16 protein-coding genes and 1 tRNA gene are annotated in these 14,630 nt (G+C 68.0%); 11 read left to right on the top strand and 6 right to left on the bottom strand.

Annotation, left to right across the window (positions count from 1 at the left end; translation table 11 throughout):
* Window positions 1–65: 65 nt before the first annotated feature.
* The 5 genes from C9F13_RS06635 to C9F13_RS06620 all read right to left on the bottom strand — a co-directional run bounded on the left by C9F13_RS06635 (window position 66) and on the right by C9F13_RS06620 (window position 3,251).
* Window positions 66–524 carry a hypothetical protein gene (locus C9F13_RS06635; RefSeq protein WP_108445455.1) on the bottom strand — a complete coding sequence of 153 codons (459 nt, stop codon included), beginning with the start codon at window positions 522–524 and terminating at the stop codon, window positions 66–68.
* On the bottom strand, window positions 521–781 hold the full coding sequence (locus tag C9F13_RS06630; protein WP_108445454.1) for a helix-turn-helix transcriptional regulator: 261 nt from the start codon (window positions 779–781) through the stop codon (window positions 521–523). The genes C9F13_RS06635 and C9F13_RS06630 overlap by 4 nt, the downstream gene beginning before the upstream one ends.
* A gap of 91 nt (window positions 782–872) precedes the next feature.
* The gene (locus C9F13_RS17465; protein ID WP_157955174.1) at window positions 873–1,688 is read right to left on the bottom strand and encodes a hypothetical protein; all 816 of its coding nucleotides are present in this window, start codon (window positions 1,686–1,688) and stop codon (window positions 873–875) included.
* A 98-nt stretch (window positions 1,689–1,786) separates the two neighbouring features.
* A complete protein-coding gene (locus C9F13_RS06625) occupies window positions 1,787–3,064 on the bottom strand; it encodes a tyrosine-type recombinase/integrase (RefSeq protein ID WP_108445453.1) in 1,278 nt (425 codons plus the stop codon).
* A 100-nt stretch (window positions 3,065–3,164) separates the two neighbouring features.
* Window positions 3,165–3,251: transfer RNA gene (locus C9F13_RS06620), tRNA-Leu, on the bottom strand.
* 141 nt (window positions 3,252–3,392) lie between these two features.
* Between C9F13_RS06620 and queA the strand changes: the two genes are divergently transcribed.
* The 5 genes from queA (at window position 3,393) to secF (ending at window position 9,023) form a co-directional block, all read left to right on the top strand.
* Window positions 3,393–4,445, top strand: coding sequence for a tRNA preQ1(34) S-adenosylmethionine ribosyltransferase-isomerase QueA (gene queA, locus C9F13_RS06615; RefSeq protein WP_108445452.1), 1,053 nt, complete (start codon window positions 3,393–3,395; stop codon window positions 4,443–4,445).
* A 117-nt stretch (window positions 4,446–4,562) separates the two neighbouring features.
* Window positions 4,563–5,681 (top strand): tRNA guanosine(34) transglycosylase Tgt, encoded by a 1,119-nt coding sequence (gene tgt, locus C9F13_RS06610; RefSeq protein WP_211310919.1) that lies wholly within the window; start codon window positions 4,563–4,565, stop codon window positions 5,679–5,681.
* A gap of 64 nt (window positions 5,682–5,745) precedes the next feature.
* Window positions 5,746–6,081 carry a preprotein translocase subunit YajC gene (gene yajC, locus C9F13_RS06605; protein WP_108445450.1) on the top strand — a complete coding sequence of 112 codons (336 nt, stop codon included), beginning with the start codon at window positions 5,746–5,748 and terminating at the stop codon, window positions 6,079–6,081.
* A gap of 158 nt (window positions 6,082–6,239) precedes the next feature.
* Entirely contained in the window at window positions 6,240–8,090 is a 1,851-nt protein-coding gene (gene secD, locus C9F13_RS06600) for a protein translocase subunit SecD (RefSeq protein ID WP_108445449.1), read from the top strand.
* A 9-nt stretch (window positions 8,091–8,099) separates the two neighbouring features.
* Window positions 8,100–9,023 carry a protein translocase subunit SecF gene (gene secF / locus C9F13_RS06595; protein ID WP_108445448.1) on the top strand — a complete coding sequence of 308 codons (924 nt, stop codon included), beginning with the start codon at window positions 8,100–8,102 and terminating at the stop codon, window positions 9,021–9,023.
* Window positions 9,024–9,136: 113 nt separating this feature from the next.
* On the opposite strand, the gene C9F13_RS06590 is transcribed toward secF, so the two are convergent.
* On the bottom strand, window positions 9,137–9,931 hold the full coding sequence (locus C9F13_RS06590) for an inositol monophosphatase family protein (RefSeq protein ID WP_108445447.1): 795 nt from the start codon (window positions 9,929–9,931) through the stop codon (window positions 9,137–9,139).
* A gap of 146 nt (window positions 9,932–10,077) precedes the next feature.
* Between C9F13_RS06590 and trmJ the strand changes: the two genes are divergently transcribed.
* The 6 genes from trmJ (at window position 10,078) to ndk (ending at window position 14,607) form a co-directional block, all read left to right on the top strand.
* Window positions 10,078–10,842 carry a tRNA (cytosine(32)/uridine(32)-2'-O)-methyltransferase TrmJ gene (gene trmJ, locus C9F13_RS06585; protein WP_108445446.1) on the top strand — a complete coding sequence of 255 codons (765 nt, stop codon included), beginning with the start codon at window positions 10,078–10,080 and terminating at the stop codon, window positions 10,840–10,842.
* A gap of 80 nt (window positions 10,843–10,922) precedes the next feature.
* Window positions 10,923–11,819 (top strand): serine O-acetyltransferase, encoded by an 897-nt coding sequence (cysE, locus tag C9F13_RS06580; RefSeq protein ID WP_108445445.1) that lies wholly within the window; start codon window positions 10,923–10,925, stop codon window positions 11,817–11,819.
* Between the two features lie 82 nt (window positions 11,820–11,901).
* Window positions 11,902–12,369, top strand: coding sequence for a Fe-S cluster assembly transcriptional regulator IscR (gene iscR / locus C9F13_RS06575; protein WP_108445444.1), 468 nt, complete (start codon window positions 11,902–11,904; stop codon window positions 12,367–12,369).
* A 43-nt stretch (window positions 12,370–12,412) separates the two neighbouring features.
* Entirely contained in the window at window positions 12,413–13,570 is a 1,158-nt protein-coding gene (locus C9F13_RS06570) for an IscS subfamily cysteine desulfurase (protein WP_108445443.1), read from the top strand.
* Between the two features lie 25 nt (window positions 13,571–13,595).
* Window positions 13,596–13,922, top strand: coding sequence for a HesB/IscA family protein (locus tag C9F13_RS06565; RefSeq protein ID WP_108445442.1), 327 nt, complete (start codon window positions 13,596–13,598; stop codon window positions 13,920–13,922).
* Window positions 13,923–14,181: 259 nt separating this feature from the next.
* Window positions 14,182–14,607: a nucleoside-diphosphate kinase gene (gene ndk / locus C9F13_RS06560; protein ID WP_108445441.1), complete on the top strand. Its 426-nt coding sequence runs from the start codon at window positions 14,182–14,184 to the stop codon at window positions 14,605–14,607.
* Window positions 14,608–14,630 lie beyond the last annotated feature (23 nt).

Genomic DNA, 14,630 nt, shown 5'->3' with positions numbered 1-14,630 from the left:
CTTGTTCACTTTGTCCACCTTGGCCAGTGAGCCAGCACCAGGCGCCGGCCAGCAGATGCGAAAGCTCAAACATGACTGGCGCCCTCCTCTACGGTCATAGGCAACCATTGGCCGCCTTCCAACCGTTCGGCTTTCAGCTCCTCCAGGGGCAAGGGGCCAGCCAGGGCGAACCACTCGCGCGGATCGCCGCCGGCCTCGACGCCTACGGACTCCATCGCCCAGCGTGCGCGCCTGGGGATACCGGCAAACTTGCACGCTCGGCGCCACTCCATCAGTCGCCCATCAGTGGCGGGCAGGGCGAAGCGCACGCAGCCGAATACGTCGTAGTATTCCTCGAAGGTTTGCGGGACCAGCAGGCCGCCTATCCAGCGCGGCTTGGTGGCGGTGGGCTCCCAGAACGGGTGGGCAGAGAACCAGACCAGCGGGCGTTCGCCTGCCATGTCGGCGCGGCCTCTCAGCTCGCCGCTCGACAGGATGGCCGGCAGGTGGTGGCGCTCGCTGGTGTAGTGATAAAAGGCTTTCATGCCGACGCCTCCCGCTGGGCTTGTTCCCAGCTCTCAACGTCGCTCAGGGACCAGCGGGTAAGGTTGCCGCCCAGCTTTACCGGCTGGGGAAAACGGCCTTCACGGACCCAACGCCAGATGGTGGCATCGTGTACGCCAAAGCGATGGCGAAGATGCTTGACGGACAGCCAGGCGTGCCAGGCATTGCTGGCGCCTTGCTGCTCCGGTGCGGGAGTGTCGTGGCCGCCAGTAGTGGCGGCGCGGGTGGGGTCTGCCATGTGGTTCTGCCTCGCATTGTGGATTCACGGGCAGCATGGCGTGGCGCTTTCGCGCATTGGTGCAGATGCATTTATGCAAAATGCAAAACGGTTAGCCGCGCTTTTCCTCCCATGCGGCCAGGGCATCGCTGATAAGGCCGGCTAGTTTCCTCTCGCCCATCCCGTAGACCTCGCCGGCATGTGGCTGCATGGCCTTGGCTATCTGCGCGCAGTTGGGCTTGCAGGACCGTTCATGCATGTATTGTCCGCGCCCTTTAGCAAACGTCACGGCCAGTAGCCCCAGCGCCTCAAGGGCTCGCAGCTCCTCGCCTTCGGTGGGTTGGCCTGGGGATTGCTCCGCTGGGCTTGCAATGAAAGCATCTAGATCGCGGCGGGCAATAATCCATTCAGCAATGTCGGGGGGGCGCTTTGACTCATACGTGTCTAGGCCAGGGGGGGCATCAGGGTCAATCTCACACGGCACAAAGGTTTTCTCACTGCCGTCCAGTGGCGTAACGTACCAATACGAGGGCAGTTTTCTGAAAAACTCATCACAGGGAGCGCCTTCGCCTTGGAGCCACATACGCCAAGCGTCAATGGCAAACAGTGTTAAATGTAAGTGATAGATGCCATCAAGGCTTGCATCAGCATCATGCCGCCTCATTGGGCCCACATACCGAGCGCGTGGCGCCGTTACTAGCGTCTCTCCGCTTTTCTCAATTTCAGCCGCTTCATGGCTGTCGTCAGGGTATATACGACAAGCGGGAACCATCGAAAGGTAGATGCTAGGCTGCAAATCTCCATCCAGCACAAATTGAACAATATCTTCTAGCTCTACATCCTCGCCAAACTCAACGCTCAATCGCCGGGCAGCATCATCTAGCGTGTACCACCTCTTACGGCTCAGCAGCCGGGCCTGCATGGTCATCGGCGCTACTCCTTCGCGCTCACTCCAGGGAAGGTTGGCCGGCGGGCGCGGTGGAGTCGCCGCGCTTTCGGGTGTACGGCCCTAGCCGGCCAAATCGGTTAATCGGTGGATGCCTTGCGAATCGCCGTCACCTTGTCTCTGGCGCTGGCCGGGGTGGCCAGGAAGGCGGCCCATTGCCTCATCACGCGGGCGCGCTTTGTCAGCAGGTCGCCGCGACGATAGGCAGCCTCGGCTTGGTTGCCGATGGCGTGGGCCAGGATCATCTCGGCAACATCGTGTGGGGTAGACGTGCGCTCGCTCAGCCAGTCGCGAAGCGTGGACCTCATGCCGTGGACGGTCGCCCGCTCTTTCTCGCCCATGGCGGCCAGCAGGTCGGTCATCGCCCGGTCGGACAGCTTGCGTCCGCCGTCGCGGGTGAATACCAGCCCTCGATCGGCCTGGGGCAGCGAACGCAGTATCTCAACGGCAGCCGGCGCCAGCGGTACACGATGCTCGCGTCGCCCCTTCATGCGCTCCGGCGGTATCGTCCAGACTGCTCCAGCTAGGTCGAACTCCTCCCAGCGGGCGCCCAGCACCTCGCCGGACCGGCTGCCCGTCAGGATGGTGAACGCCAGCGCCTTGGCCGGCATATCGTCGCGCTCGCTCAGCCGCGTCCAGAACGCCGGCATCTCATCAATGGGCATGGCGCGGTGGTGGGCCTTCTTCTTGATCTTGGCTGGCGCCGGCAGCACGGCATCCAGGTTGCCTTTCCACGTGGCCGGGTTGGGGCCGGTGCGGTGGCCGTGGGCGGTCGCCCATGCCAGCACGGATTCGATACGCTGGCGCACGCGGGCGGCGGTGGTGGGCTTGCTCTGCCAGATAGGCTCAAGGGCTTGCTTGACGTGGACCAGCTCTATATCGGCCACGCTCATGGCGCCCAATGTTGGTAAGGCGTATGCCTCTAGGCTCTGCCGCCATTGGTTGGCGTGTTTGGGGTTGCTGGCCTCGGCTTGTTTCACCTTAATGACGGCCTCGGCGGCCTCCTTGAAGGTCAGGCGCGCCAGTTCAGCCGCCAGCCGCGCTTGCTTGGCGGCCTTGCGCTCTGCCAGGGGGTCGATGCCTTGGGCAAGCATCTCGCGGACCTTGCGGGCCTTCTCGCGGGCTAGCGCCAGCGATGTATCGGGATAGCCGCCTAGGCCATGATCTCGGCGCACCTTGTAGGGCTTGCCGCTTTGGGCCAGGCGAGTCTCGCCAGTGGTGTAGCGCAGTATCCATGACCGGGCGCCGCTCTTATCCACGCGCAGCAGTAGGCCGGCCACATCGCCAACGGCATGATAGCCAGGGGTGGTGAGGCGCTTCACCTCAAGGGCAGACAGGGGATGGGCTTTCTTGGGCATGGCCGCTTACCAACATCCTTACCAACATAGGGTATGTTATTGGAAGCTAGTCTATGCCACGCAAAGCCACAAGGAGGGAGAGGTAAGTAGCTGTTCTTGCTGGTACCGGCGGTCGGACTCGAACCGACAAGAGGTTGCCCCCGGCGGATTTTGAATCCGCTGCGTCTACCAATTCCGCCACGCCGGCAACGCGGGAGGCATTATACGTGGGCGCCGGGGGAGGTCAATCGGCCGGCTGACTTCGCCGCGTCGAGGCGGTATCCTAGCGGGCTTTGCGCGGCTCACCGCGAGCCGCCCACGACGCCCCTCTTTCGGACCGAAACGTCTCATGCAGCGTGCCGACTTCCACTACGAGCTCCCCGAGGCGCTGATCGCGCGCTACCCCTCCGAACAGCGCAGCGACTGCCGCCTGCTGTGCGTCGATGGCGCCAGCGGCCAGCTTGCCCACCGCCGCTTCCCCGACCTGGTCGAGCTGCTCGAGCCCGGCGACCTGCTGGTGTTCAACGACACCCGGGTGATCCCCGCCCGCCTGCACGGCCACAAGGCCAGCGGCGGCAAGGTGGAGATGCTGCTCGAGCGCCCGCTGGACGCCCACCGGGGCCTGGCGCACCTGCGCTCGAGCAAGTCGCCGAAGCCCGGCACCGAGATCATCTTCGAGGGCGACATCCGCGCCGTGGTGGAGGGCCGCCGGGACGCGCTCTTCGAGCTGCGCTTTCTCGGCGAGACGCCGCTGATCGCGCTGCTCGAGGCTCACGGCCACATGCCGCTGCCGCCCTATATCACCCGCGAGGACGAGCTGGCCGACCGCGAGCGCTACCAGACCGTCTACGCGCGCCGCGACGGCGCGGTGGCCGCGCCCACCGCCGGCCTGCACTTCGACGAGCCGCTGCTCGAACGGCTGGCCGCGAAGGGCGTCGAGAGCGCCTACGTCACCCTTCACGTGGGCGCCGGCACCTTCCAGCCGGTGCGCGCCGACGACATCCGCGATCACCAGATGCACAGCGAGTGGATCGAGGTGGACGAGACCGCCTGCGAACAGGTGCGCCGCGCCCGCGCCGCGGGTCGCCGGGTGATCGCGGTGGGCACCACCAGCGTGCGCTGCCTGGAGTCGGCCTGCCTGAAGAGCGGCGCTGATCGTCAACAGGGGGACGAGATCGCCCCCTACCGCGGCGAGACCGACATCTTCATCTACCCGGGCTACGAGTGGCGGGTGGTCGACGCCCTGGTGACCAACTTCCACCTGCCGGAGTCGACCCTGCTGATGCTGGTGTCGTCCTTCGCCGGCTATGACACGACGATGGTGGCCTACCGGGAGGCGGTGGCCGAGCGCTACGCCTTCTTCAGCTACGGCGACGCCATGTTCCTGGAGCGCGCGCGCTGAGCCGCCCGTTCTCTTTCGACCATCCTTTTCGGACCGCCCTGACACCCGGGCCCCGCCTGCCGTTAGCGCGGGGTCCTTTCGAGGCACAGCGAGACTCCCATGCGTAAAGAGAGCTTCATGACATTCGAGCGCCTGGCCAGCGACGGTCGGGCCCGGCGCGGCCGCCTCACCTTCCCCCGGGGCACCGTGGAGACCCCGGCCTTCATGCCGGTGGGTACCTACGGCACCGTCAAGGGCATGACGCCCGAGTCGGTCAAGGAGATCGGCGCCGAGATCATCCTCGGCAACACCTTCCACCTCTGGCTCCGCCCCGGCACCGAGGTGATCGAGGGCCACGGCGACCTGCACGACTTCGCCCAGTGGGACAAGCCCATCCTCACCGACTCCGGCGGCTTCCAGGTCTTCTCGCTCGGCGCCATGCGCAAGATCACCGAGCAGGGCGTGCACTTCCGCTCGCCGGTGGACGGCGCCAAGGTGTTCATGGGCCCCGAGGAGTCGATGGCCGTGCAGCGCTCGCTGGGCTCCGACGTGGTGATGATCTTCGACGAGTGCACGCCCTACCCCGCCACCGAGAAGGAGGCCGAGCTCTCCATGCAGCGCTCGCTGCGCTGGGCCAAGCGCTCCCGCGAGGCCCATGGCGACTCGCCCTCGGCGCTGTTCGGCATCATCCAGGGCGGCATGTACCCCGCGCTTCGCGAGGCCTCGCTCAAGGGCCTCCTGGAGATCGGCTTCGATGGCCTGGCCATCGGCGGCCTCTCGGTGGGCGAGCCCAAGGAGGAGATGATCAAGGTGCTCGACTACCTGCCGACCTGGATGCCGGAGGACACCCCGCGCTACCTGATGGGGGTGGGCAAGCCCGAGGACCTGGTGGAGGGCGTGCGCCGCGGCGTCGACATGTTCGACTGCGTGATGCCGACCCGCAACGCGCGCAACGGCCACCTCTTCACCGCCGAGGGCACGGTCAAGATCCGCAACGCCAAGCACCGCCACGACACCCGGCCGCTGGAGGAGGTCTGCGACTGCTACACCTGCCAGCACTTCTCGCGCAGCTACCTGCATCACCTCGATCGGTGCGGCGAAATGCTCGGTTCGATGCTCAATACCATCCACAACCTGCGCCACTATCAGCGCCTGATGGCCGGTTTGCGCGGTGCCATCGAAGCGGGTACATTGGCGAACTTCGTGGAAGGCTTCTATACGCAGCGCGGCCTGCCGGTTCCTCCCGCACCGATTTGACCCGTGGCCGGCCCGTCGGGCCGGTCATCGACACCCGCTTTCATCCCTCAGGAGATCGTCATACATGCTGGACTTCTTCATTTCCCCGGCCATGGCCCAGGACGCGGCCGCCCCCGGCGGTGGCATCGCCCAGATCGTCATGCTGGTCGGCTTCGTGGCCATCTTCTACTTCCTGCTGTGGCGCCCCCAGGCCAAGCGCGCCAAGCAGCACAAGCAGCTGATCAGCAACCTCTCCAAGGGTGACGAGATCGTCATCGGCGGCGGCATGCTGGGCCGCATCACCAAGGTCAGCGACGAGAGCGAGTTCCTGAGCATGGAAATCGCCGACGGTACCGAGGTCAACGTGCAGAAGAATGCCGTGGCCGCCGTCCTGCCCAAGGGCACCATCAAGTCCATCTGACCCGGGCGCCCTTCGTCCCCGTCGCCGGCCCTCCTCGGCCGTGACGGGGACCGCCCTGCGGCCGGTGCGGCAGGAGCCGCGCGACCGGCTCCCTCCTTCATTGCCCGCCTGGTCCGCCTTGTCAGCCTCCAACGTCCGCAACCTGAGGACAGGGCCCCATGCTCAACCGTTACCCCCTGTGGAAGTATCTGCTGATACTCATCGTCCTCCTCGCCGGCCTGGTCTACTCCCTTCCCAACCTCTTTCCCGAGGATCCGGCAGTCCAGATCAGCAGCGAGCGGGGCGACGCCACCCTCGATGAGCGCCAGCTCGAGCGCATCCGCGACGACCTCGACGCAGCCGGCATCGAGATCACCGAGGCCGAGCGCGACGCCAACCGCGTGCTGATCCGCCTCGACAACGCCGACGACCAGATCAAGGCCCGCGACCGCATCGCCGAGATGCTCGGCAGCGACTACGTGGTGGCGCTGAACCTGGCCGAATCGACCCCCGAATGGCTGCAGTCGCTCTCCGCCTCGCCCATGACCCTCGGCCTCGACCTGCGCGGCGGCGTGCACTTCCTGCTCGAGGTCGACATGGACGCCGCCCTGGAGCAGCGCCTCGAGGTCAACGCCAGCGCAATGCGCGAGCAGCTGCGCGAGGAGCGGATCCGCTACCGCGACACCCAGATCGACGGCCGCACCGTCTCCATGGCCTTCGCCAACGCCGAGGATCGCGACGAGGCGCGCAGCCTGTTCAGCCGCGAGTTCCCCGAGTTCACCTACCAGAGCGAGGGCGACGATCGCGGTGCGCGGCTGGTGATGACCATGACCGACCAGGCCGTGGACGAGCTCCAGGACTACGCCATCAACCAGAACCTCACCACCCTGCGTAACCGGGTGAACGAGCTGGGCGTGGCCGAGCCGCTGGTGCAGCGCCAGGGGCCGGATCGCATCGTGGTGGAGCTGCCCGGCGTCCAGGACACCGTGGCCGCCAAGCGCATCGTCGGCGCCACCGCCAACCTCGAGTTCCGCCTCGAGGCGCGGCCCGACACCCCGGAGAGCGAGACCGAGTCCTTCGAATTCCGCAACGGTGAGGGGCGCCGCGCCGACCTGATGCGCGACGTCATCATCACCGGCGACAGCGTCTCCAACGCCAACCACAGCTTCGACGAGAACGGCCGCCCGCAGGTCAACATCGACCTCGACGGCACCGGCGGCACGCTGATGAACCGCGCCACCCGCACCAACATCGGCCGCAACATGGCGGTGCTGTTCATCGAGCACAAGACCCGCGAGACCACCCGCATGGTCGACGGCGAGGAGGTGGTGGAGCGCATCCCCTACACCGAGCGCGGCATCATCAGCCTGGCCACCATCCAGAGCGCGCTGGGCAACAGCTTCCGCATCACCGGGCTCGACTCGCCCACCGAGGCGGCGGAGCTCGCTCTGCTGCTGCGCTCCGGTTCGCTGGCCGCGCCGATCTACTTCGCCCAGGAGCGCACCATCGGGCCGAGCCTCGGCGCCGAGAACATCGAGCGCGGCGTGCTCTCGGTGCAGATCGGCCTGCTCCTGGTGGTGCTCTTCATGCTGGCGCGCTACAAGGTCTTCGGGGTCTTCGCCAACGTCGCCCTGGCGCTCAACCTGACCCTGCTGGTGGCCGCCATGTCGCTGCTCGGGGCCACCCTGACACTGCCCGGCATCGCCGGCATCGTGCTGACCCTGGGCATGGCGGTGGACGCCAACGTGCTGATCTTCGAGCGCATCCGCGAGGAGCTGCGCGGCGGGCTCTCGGTGCAGCAGGCGATCCACGCCGGCTACCAGCGCGCCTTCACCTCGATCGTCGACGCCAACATCACCACCCTGCTGGTGGCGCTGATCCTGTTCTCGATCGGCACCGGGCCGGTCAAGGGCTTCGCCGTGACGCTCTCGCTGGGCATCCTGACCTCGCTGTTCACCGCCCTGATGGTGACCCGCGCGATGGTCAACCTGTGCTACGGCGGCAAGCCCATCAAGAAGCTCTGGATTTAAGAGGTGCCTATGAAATCCCTGACACAACGACAGTTCGACTTCATGGGCAAGCGCCGGATCGCCTTCGGGATCTCGGTGGCGATGCTGCTGGTGTCGGTGGTCGCGATGCTGACGCTGGGCCTCAACCTGGGCCTCGACTTCACCGGCGGCACCCTGGTCGAGGTGCGCTTCTCAAGCGCCCCGGCGCTGGAGACGGTGCGCCAGACGCTGGAGGCCACCGGCTTCCAGGACGTCTCGGTGCAGACCTTCGGCGCCTCCACCGAGGTGCTGATCCGCCTGCAGCAGGCCTTCGAGGCCGGCGTCGGCGACCAGATCGTCACCCTGCTGCAGGACGCCGGCCATGACGTCTCGCTGGTGCGCGCCGAGTTCGTCGGCGCCCAGGTGGGCGACCAGCTGCGCGACCAGAGCGGCATGGGCATGCTGGTGGCGCTGGGCATCGTGATGCTCTACGTCGCGGCGCGCTTCCAGTACAAGTTCGCCGTGGGCGCCCTGCTGGCCCTGCTGCACGACGTGATCATCGTGGTCGGCGTCTTCGCGCTGTTCGGCTTCGAGTTCGACCTCACGGTGCTGGCGGCGGTGCTGGCGGTGATCGGCTACTCGCTCAACGACACCATCGTGGTCTATGACCGCATCCGCGAGAACATCCGCAAGTCGCGCATCGACGACATGCCGACGATCTTCAACGAGTCCATCAACCAGACCCTGTCGCGCACCCTGGCGACCTCCGGCACCACCCTGCTGGTGCTGCTGGCGCTGGTGACCCTCGGCGGGGACATGATCCACTACTTCGCGGTGGCACTGATCCTCGGCGTGGTGGTCGGCACCTTCTCCTCCATCTACGTCTCCGCGGCGCTGCTGCTGCCGCTGAACCTTCAGCGCGAGGACCTGATCCCCGCGAAGAAGGAGGACCCGGAGGCCGAGGAGCTGCCCTGACGCCGCCCCCTCCCCCGGAAACGAGAACGCCCCCGCAGCCTGGCTGCGGGGGCGTTCTCGTTTGCCGGCGCACGGCAGGCGACACCGTCATCCGGGTGTCGCGCCGGCCGGGATCAGAAGTGCGGCTTGAGCTGCTGCACCAGCGCCTTGTAGAGGCGCGGGCCGGCGGCCATCAGGCGGCCCTCGACCTCGATGCTCGGCTGGCCGTCGGGGGTGCCCATCAGCGCGCCGCTCTCCTTGAGCAGCAGTGAGCCGACGTGCAGGTCTTGCTCCTCGAGGCCCAGCACGAAGGCGGCATCCGCGCGCCCGGCGGCCAGTTCGGCCATGTCGAGCAGGCCGCTGCCGGAGGCGCGCTGCTGCTCGATCTGCGGGCCGAGCTGCTGGACCAGGGTCAGGTAGGAGGGCAGCAGACGCGGGCGCAGCCAGGTCTCGGGCAGGCCCATGGCGACGCGGGTGCCGGCCACGGCGGTGCGCTTGGTCACGCGGATGCGCTTGCCGTTGAGCTGGGCACCGCGGCCGCGGCTGGCCAGGTATTCGTCGTCGCTGAAGGGGCAGATCACCACCGCGTGCTCCGGGCGGCCCTTGACGAGACACACCACCGACATGGCGAAGCCGGGGGCGGCAACGGTGAGGTCGGAGTAGCCGTGGAAGGGTTCGATCTTCCAGAGGGTGTCGGCGCCTTCGCCCTCGCCGAGGCGATGCGGGGTGAAGCGCCCCTGGACGCCGTGCTGGGGGTAGCCGCGGGCGAGCTGACGAACGATCAGCGTCTCGGCATTGCGGGCGGCATCCTCGAGCAGGCGGTCGAGGCTGGGCTCCTGGTGGGAGTTCTCGATTCGCTCGCGGATGCGCAGGAATTGTTCGCCGGCACTGCGTGCGGCACGCAGGGCGAATTGGACCATCGGATGCATGATCGGGCCTTGGGGAGTCGGTGGTGTTAAAGAACGGATCGGGCGCGAATCCTAGCAGAAGCGCACCGGATGCGCCATTCGTCGCCACCGGTCGCCATGCTAGAATCGCCGCTCCCCGTTTCTCCCAGGATCCACAGGCCCTCACCATGCTCGAGCGCATCCGCATCGTCCTGATCGGCACCAGCCACCCCGGCAACATCGGCGGCACCGCCCGCGCCATGCACAACATGGGGCTCTCCGACCTGGCCCTGGTGGCGCCGCGCTGCGAGCCGCTCACCGCCGACACCGTCTCCCGTGCCTCGGGCGCCGACCACATCGTTCACGATGCGCGCACGGTCGCGACCCTCGAGGAAGCGGTGGGCGACGCCACCCTGGTGGTCGGCGCCAGCGCCCGCTCGCGCACCCTGCCCTGGCCGATGATCACGCCCCGGGCGCTGGGCGAGCGGCTGCCCACCGAGCTCGCCGACCCGGCGGCCCGGGTGGCGCTGGTCTTCGGCCGCGAGGACAGCGGGCTGACCAACGCCGAGCTGCAGCGCTGCCACGCCCACGTGCACATCCCCACCAACCCCGACTTCAGCTCCCTGAACCTGGCCGCCGCGGTGCAGGTGCTGGCCTACGAGTGCCGCCAGGCCTGGCTCGGCCAGCAGGAGGCGGGCGAGCCGGCCGAGCCAGCCCCGTCCCAGCCGCTGGCCAGCCACGAGGAGCTCGAGCGCTACTTCGAGCACCTCGAGCGCACCCTGATCGGCATCGGCTTCCACGACCCGGCCATGCCGCGCCAGCTGATGGCCCGGCTGCGCCGCTTCACCCTGCGGGCGCGCCCCGAGCGCATGGAGCTCAACATCCTGCGCGGCATCCTCACCGCCACCGAGCGGCAGGTCGAGCGCCAACCGAACGACGCCCAGGGCCGATGAGCCCCGCGCCTTGAAGCCGGCGCGGCGCGCCCCCACTATGAAAGCCATCCCCGTTCGCCACGCCACCCAAGGACCGCTGCATGCTTCAACGTCTGCGCGAGGACATCAACAGCGTATTCGCCCGCGACCCGGCGGCCCGTAACTTCCTGGAAGTGCTGACCAACTACCCGGGGCTGCACGCCTTGCTGGCGCATCGGCTGAGTCACTGGCTGTGGCGCAAGAACCTCAAGTGGCTGGCGCGCACCCTGTCGCAGCTGGCGCGCCTGCTGACCGGCATCGAGATCCACCCCGGCGCCACCATCGGCCGACGCTTCTTCATCGACCATGGCATGGGCGTGGTGATCGGCGAGACCGCCGAGGTGGGCGACGACGTCACCCTCTACCAGGGCGTGACCCTGGGCGGCACCAGCTGGAACAAGGGCAAGCGCCACCCGACACTGGGCGACGGCGTGATCGTCGGTGCCGGCGCCAAGATCCTCGGCCCCTTCACCGTCGGCACCGGCGCCAAGATCGGCTCCAACGCGGTGGTCACCAAGGAGGTGCCGGCCGGCGCCACCGTGGTCGGCATCCCGGGCAAGGTGGTCCAGCGCAGCGAGCCCGATGATCCCGAGGCGATCGCGGTGGACCCCGAGCGCCGCGAGGCGATGCGCCGCAAGTTCGGCTTCGACGCCTACGGTGTCAGCCAGGACATGCCCGACCCGGTGGCCCGCTCGATCCAGGCGATGCTCGACCACATGCACGCCGTGGACGAGCGCATCGAGCGCATGTGCACCACCCTGCGCAAGGTCGACGCCAGCTACCGCGACGGTCGCCTGCCGGAGCTGCGCGACGAGGACTTCGCCGACATCCTCGACGACGGCTGCCCGCCGGTCCAGGGTGCGGACGCCGCCGCGGCAGGGTCACGCCCCCAGCGGGAGCAGGACCCGCAGGCGCAGGACCCGCAGCGGGAGACGCCCCCTCGCCGGCATAATGGTTGACCATGATACTCGGCCTTTATCATAATGGCCGATCACGTACATTGACTGCCGACCCGCGCGTCGGTGCCGAGGTGAGCTCCTCATGCGCCTGACCACCAAGGGACGCTACGCCGTCACCGCCATGCTCGACCTGGCGATGAACGCCGACTCTGGCCCCATCAGCCTCGCCGACATCTCCAAGCGACAGGAGATCTCGCTCTCCTACCTGGAGCAGCTGTTCGCGCGGCTGCGTCGCGCGGGGCTGGTCGGCAGCGTGCGCGGCCCGGGCGGCGGCTACCTGCTGGCCATGGCGCCGACCGAGATCACCGTGGCCCGGGTCATCCAGGCCGTCAACGAATCGGTGGACTCGACCCGCTGCGGCGGCCTCTCGGACTGCCAGCAGGGCGACACCTGCCTGACCCACCACCTGTGGTGCGAGCTCTCCGAGCATATCCACGACTTCCTCGAGCAGGTCACCCTGGGACAGCTGGCCGGACGCGAGGAGATCCTCGAGATCGCCAGCCGCCAGCGCGGCCGCCGCGACGACGGTATCCTGGCCTCGACCCTCTGAGCCGCCGCCCCTGCCACCCCACTCCGGAACCGACTGCGAGCCCATGAGCGCACACGTCTACCTCGATTATGCCGCCACCACCCCGGTCGACCCGCGGGTCGCGGAGGTCATGAGCCGCTACCTCACGATGGACGGCATCTTCGCCAACCCCGCCTCGCGCAGCCACATGCTGGGCTGGCAGGCGGAGCAGGCGGTGGAGAGCGCGCGCCGCCAGGTCGCCGACCTGATCGGCGCCGATCCCCGCGAGATCGTCTGGACCAGCGGTGCCACCGAGGCCGACAACCTGGCGCTGACCGGCTTCATGCGTGCCAACCGCGCCCGGGGCCGCCACCTGATCACCTCCACCATCGAGCACAAGGCGGTGATCGACACCGCCAAGGCGCTGGAGGACGAGGGCTTCGAGGTGACCTGGCTCGCCCCGGGTCGCGACGGGCGCATCACGCCGCCACAGCTCGGCGAGGCGATGCGCGAGGACACCGTGCTGGTCTCGCTGATGGCGGTGAACAACGAGCTCGGCGTCATCCACGACCTGGCGGCGCTCGCCGAGGTGGCCCACGCCGGCGGCGCGACCTTCCACGTCGACGCTGCCCAGGCGGTGGGGCGCCTCCCGCTCGACGTGGCGCGCCTGGGCATCGACCTGATGTCGCTCTCGGGCCACAAGGCCTACGGCCCCAAGGGCATCGGCGCGCTCTACGTGCGCCGCGACCCGGACCTGCGCCTCGAGGCGCTGATCCACGGCGGCGGCCACGAGCGCGGCATGCGCTCCGGCACCCTGCCCACCCACCAGATCGCCGGCATGGGCGAGGCCTTCGCCATCGCCGCCGCAGAGGGCGAGGCCGACCAGGCCCGCATCGAAGCGCTGCGCGACCGCCTGCTGGACGGCCTCGCCGACCTCGACGGCATCCACCGCAACACCGCGGTCGAGGCGGCGGTGCCCAACATCCTCAACCTGGCCTTCGAGGGCGTGGACGGCGAGTCGCTGCTGATGACGCTGCGCGACATCGCGCTCTCGACCGGCTCGGCCTGCAACTCGGCCAGCGTCGAGCCCTCCTACGTATTGAAGGGCATCGGCGTGCCGCGCCCCCTGGCGCTGGCCTCACTACGCTTCAGTTTCGGCCGCTTCACCACCGAGGCCGACATCGACCGCACCCTGGACGCCCTGCGACACGCCCTCACGGGGCTGCGTCGCCGGGCGGTCTGACCCCATCCCGACCAGGAGAGAGACCATGGCGCATCTTTCGATCACCACGTCCGCCGCCGAGCAGATCCGCCGGGTACTCGACGAGCGCGGCCACGGCCTGGGCCTGCGGGTCTCGGTCAAGCCCAGCGGCTGCTCCGGCTACAGCTACGTGCTCGACTTCGCCGACGAGGCCGCCAACGACGACGTGAGCTTCGAGGAGCACGGCGTGACCGTCTTCGTCGCCCCCGAGGCGCTGGAGATGCTCGACGGCAGCGAGGTCGACTACGTCAGCGAGGGCCTCAACCGCTTCTTCCGCTTCAACAACCCCAACGTCAAGGACGAGTGCGGCTGCGGCGAGAGCTTCACCGTCTGACCGGCGGCGGCGCCCGCACGATTGTTCAACGTCGGCCCAGGGCGTTATAATCCCCGGCCCGACGGCGAACCGCGCCGCACGCTATACCCGATTCGCCGCGCCGTCCGATGCTCCAGAAGCGGAGCCCCGGGCGGCGCGGCGCTATCCATCGTCGGCAGACGCCAGGGACGCGCGGCGATCCCGGCGCACGACGAGCACAGCTTCCATCCTTCGCTAGCCCGATCCGCGGCTAGCCCACGTCCAACCGGAGACATGCCCCATGGCTAACCAGCGCACCCTGTCCATCATCAAGCCCGACGCCGTTGCCAAGAACGTGATCGGCGAGATCGAGAGCCGTTTCGAGAAGGGCGGCCTGAAGATCGTCGCCGCCAAGATGATGCAGCTCTCCGAAGAGAAGGCCGGCGGTTTCTACGCCGAACACAAGGAGCGCCCCTTCTTCAAGGATCTGGTCGGCTTCATGACCTCCGGCCCGGTGATCGTGCAGGTGCTCGAGGGCGAGGACGCCATCGCCAAGAACCGTGACCTGATGGGCGCCACCAACCCGAAGGAAGCGGCCGCCGGCACCATCCGCGCCGACTTCGCCGAGACCATCGACGCCAACGCCGTGCACGGCTCCGATTCCCCGGAATCCGCCGAGCGCGAGATCGCCTACTTCTTCGAGGCCGACGAGATCTGCGCACGCTGATCCGGCCTTCCCGCGGGGGTGTT

This window comes from Halomonas denitrificans (assembly GCF_003056305.1).
Lineage (GTDB): Bacteria > Pseudomonadota > Gammaproteobacteria > Pseudomonadales > Halomonadaceae > Halomonas > Halomonas denitrificans.
This window is presented reverse-complemented; position numbering and strand designations above follow the sequence as displayed.

Bases quoted from the DNA above. Each gene is read 5' to 3' on its own strand.
- C9F13_RS06635 (WP_108445455.1), bottom strand. From the start codon at position 524: ATGAAAGCCTTTTATCACTACACCAGCGAGCGCCACCACCTGCCGGCC.
- C9F13_RS06630 (WP_108445454.1), bottom strand. From the start codon at position 781: ATGGCAGACCCCACCCGCGCCGCCACTACTGGCGGCCACGACACTCCC.
- C9F13_RS17465 (WP_157955174.1), bottom strand. From the start codon at position 1,688: ATGACCATGCAGGCCCGGCTGCTGAGCCGTAAGAGGTGGTACACGCTA.
- C9F13_RS06625 (WP_108445453.1), bottom strand. From the start codon at position 3,064: ATGCCCAAGAAAGCCCATCCCCTGTCTGCCCTTGAGGTGAAGCGCCTC.
- queA (WP_108445452.1), top strand. From the start codon at position 3,393: ATGCAGCGTGCCGACTTCCACTACGAGCTCCCCGAGGCGCTGATCGCG.
- tgt (WP_211310919.1), top strand. From the start codon at position 4,563: ATGACATTCGAGCGCCTGGCCAGCGACGGTCGGGCCCGGCGCGGCCGC.
- yajC (WP_108445450.1), top strand. From the start codon at position 5,746: ATGCTGGACTTCTTCATTTCCCCGGCCATGGCCCAGGACGCGGCCGCC.
- secD (WP_108445449.1), top strand. From the start codon at position 6,240: ATGCTCAACCGTTACCCCCTGTGGAAGTATCTGCTGATACTCATCGTC.
- secF (WP_108445448.1), top strand. From the start codon at position 8,100: ATGAAATCCCTGACACAACGACAGTTCGACTTCATGGGCAAGCGCCGG.
- C9F13_RS06590 (WP_108445447.1), bottom strand. From the start codon at position 9,931: ATGCATCCGATGGTCCAATTCGCCCTGCGTGCCGCACGCAGTGCCGGC.
- trmJ (WP_108445446.1), top strand. From the start codon at position 10,078: ATGCTCGAGCGCATCCGCATCGTCCTGATCGGCACCAGCCACCCCGGC.
- cysE (WP_108445445.1), top strand. From the start codon at position 10,923: ATGCTTCAACGTCTGCGCGAGGACATCAACAGCGTATTCGCCCGCGAC.
- iscR (WP_108445444.1), top strand. From the start codon at position 11,902: ATGCGCCTGACCACCAAGGGACGCTACGCCGTCACCGCCATGCTCGAC.
- C9F13_RS06570 (WP_108445443.1), top strand. From the start codon at position 12,413: ATGAGCGCACACGTCTACCTCGATTATGCCGCCACCACCCCGGTCGAC.
- C9F13_RS06565 (WP_108445442.1), top strand. From the start codon at position 13,596: ATGGCGCATCTTTCGATCACCACGTCCGCCGCCGAGCAGATCCGCCGG.
- ndk (WP_108445441.1), top strand. From the start codon at position 14,182: ATGGCTAACCAGCGCACCCTGTCCATCATCAAGCCCGACGCCGTTGCC.